Genomic DNA, 2,813 nt, shown 5'->3' on the forward strand with positions numbered 1-2,813 from the left:
TGCGCGCTCCGTCCTCTCTGCGCTGCGCGTCTCGCCCCTGGTCAGCACGGCGCGATACGCGTCGAGCGTGGCCTGCGCGATCGCGGCCCACTCGAGTGCACCCAGGTCGGCGACCTCGGGGCGGGGCTCGTCGCGCGCCCAGGCGAGGGCGTCGGCGAGTGCTGCGGCGTCGAAGTCGCCCTCGTAGGTGCGCACCCACGCGGGCCCGACGAGCTCGGCCAGCTCGCCCATGGCGCCGATGCGGGGCACGAGCACGGGCCGGCTGGCCGACAGGGCGAGGATCGCCGACCCCGAGTTCTCGATCGCCCGATACGGCAGCACCACGAGATCGCTCGCCCGCAGCCAGTCGGCCACCCGCTGCCCCGACTGGAAGGCGAGGTCGAGCACGATGCGGGGGTCGCCCGCTGCGGCATCCACGATGCGCTCGCGCTCCGCGTCGCTCGACGGTCGCCCGGCGACCGCGAGCTGCGCGACGGGGTCGGCCGCGCGGAACACCTCGAGAAGGCGCGGCACGTTCTTGTATGGCCGCAATTGCCCGACGGATGCCACGACCAGACCGTCTTCGCCGAGCCCGAGCCGCGCCCGCGCCGCCCCCCGCGGGGCCGAGAAGTCATAGTCGGCGCGGTAGTGCCCGTGCGGCGTGACGAAGGCGGGGCGTTCGGCGAGCTCGGGGTACGCCGCGCGCGCGGCCTCGACGCCGCTGCCCGAGAGCGACAGGATGCCGTCGACGTTCGCGACGAGCAGGCGGCGCAGGCGCGCCCGGAGGGCCGGGGTCGAGCGCTGCTCGTGGTCGACGACGTTGTGCACGGTCCACACGAGGCGGGTGCCACGGCGTCGGGCGAGGCGGAGCGCCCCGAAGAACAGGGCGAGCCGCGCGATGGACCGCCAGGAGCGGTGGCCGGAGAGGAAGGTGAGCTCGGGCCAGTGCAGGTGCACCACGTCGACACGGGCGGTCGCGAGCCGCCAGTAGCTGAGGTCGCGCACCGTCACCCCGAGTCCGGCCATGCTGCGGTAGAGGCGCGCCGTGTAGGGATTCGCGTGCTCGGTGCGGAACGCCGGCTCGGCCTCGACCACGAGCCCACCGTCTGCACCCCCGGTCGTCGCTTTTGCGCGTTTCCCGGCCCCGGAGCGCGCGTTTGTGACGACCGGGGCAGGGGATGCGTCGAAGAGGCGCGGGCGCGCAGCAGGGTAACCCGGCGCCCAGTCGCGCCGCCGCCGCCAGACCTCGCCCCAGGTGCCGCCCGAGCGGCCGACGGCGCGCTCGAGCAGGCCGCGGGTGAGCGCGCCCGCCTCGAGAAGCGCCACGCCGAGGCGCGCCCGGCCGGGCGACCAGTGCGCCCGCAGCAGGGTCGCCTTCCCCGCCATGACCATGCTCATCTTGCGGCCGTTCCGCTGCCGCCCGCTCTCGGAGGTCGAACCGCCGACGGTGTGCACGATCTCAGCCTCCGGCACGATCACGGGCCGCATTCCGGCGGCCGCCGCACGCAGCGAGAACTCGGCGTCCTCGCCGTAGAGGAAGAAGCGCTCGTCCATTCCGCCGAGGCGGTTCCAGTCGGCGCGGCGCATGAGCAGCAGGCATCCCGTGATCACGGGGACCTCGCGAACGGTGTCGCGCTGCCAGCGCCCCAGCGACTCGGGGTCGAACGCGCGCGAGCGGGCGAACGCGGTCGAGAGCCCCGTGGCGAAGCACAGCAGAGACCACAGGCTCGGAGCCCCCCAGCAGGAAGACGGCTCGAGCGAGCCGTCGGCGGCGAGGGTGCGGCCGCCGTAGAGCCCGTGCTCGGGGTGCGCCACCGCGAAGCCCACGAAGGCCGAGAGCGCACCCGGCAGCACCGTCGTGTCGGGGTTCAGCAGCAGCACGTACTCGCCGCTCGCGTGCGCGACGCCGCGATTGACACCGGCCGCGAAGCCCAGATTCTCGCGCGCGTCGATGACGAGGGCCGCTGGATGCCCGGCCCGCACGGCGTCGACCGAGCCGTCGGCCGAGCCGTTGTCGACGACGACCACCGTGACCTGCAGCTCAGGCGCGCGGGCCGCCTCTGCGGCGAGCGAGTCGAGGCAGGCGAGGGTCTGCTCGCGCGTGTTGTAGCTGACGATCACGACGGTGAGCGAGGTCATGCGGGCTCCTCGGCGAGAGCGTCGGCGCGCGGGGCGGCAGCTGGAGGATCGGGCACGGGCCGATAGCCGAGCAGCTTCGCCGGCACCCCGCCGACGATCGCGTTCGGCGGCACGTCCTTCGTGACGACGGCCCCCGCGCCGGCTACGGCGCCGTCGCCGATCGTCACCCCGGCCACGACGACCACGTTCGCGCCGAGCCACACGTCGGCCCCGAGCACGATGTCGCGCTCGACCTTGGGCTGGTCCATCACGGGCGTGCCCTGCTCGAGCCCGTAGTTCGACGCCGTCAGCGTCACGTTCGGCCCGAGCAGGCACTTCGGCCCGAGCACGATGCGGCCCGCAGAGTTCCCCGCCCAGATCACGCCGTGCTCGCCGAGGTGGCTGCCGTCGCCGACCCAGATGCGCTCTGCGTTGCGGAACGACACGTTCGGCGCGATCCGCACCCCGGCCCCACGGTGCAGCCGGCGAAGCTGCTCCACGTGTGCGTAGGCGGCGAAGTTGGCGAGCTTGAGGGCCTGCAGATACGTGCGGGGATTCAGCAGCGTGCGGATGCCGTCCCTGAGCGTGCTCACGAGACCACCACCTCTTCCACCGGCGCGGCCGGGCCGGCTGCCGCCACGCCCTCTGCGGCGAGCTCCGCACGAACGGCGGCGAGCAGGTCCTCGGCGCTCAGTCCGGGCGCGGCGCGCGCAGTG

2 protein-coding genes are annotated in these 2,813 nt (G+C 74.1%); both read right to left on the reverse strand.

Annotated elements, in window-relative coordinates; genetic code table 11:
- Nucleotides 1–2,118, reverse strand: a 2,118-nt coding sequence (locus ACM2XV_RS13940) for a glycosyltransferase (RefSeq protein WP_487027358.1), incomplete at its 3' end; no start/stop codon positions are given.
- Nucleotides 2,115–2,690: an acyltransferase gene (locus ACM2XV_RS13945; RefSeq protein WP_487027359.1), complete on the reverse strand. Its 576-nt coding sequence runs from the start codon at nt 2,688–2,690 to the stop codon at nt 2,115–2,117. The genes ACM2XV_RS13940 and ACM2XV_RS13945, both read right to left, overlap by 4 nt.
- Between the last annotated feature and the right edge of the window lie 123 nt (nt 2,691–2,813).

This window comes from Gryllotalpicola sp. CP2-P1 (assembly GCF_057512245.1).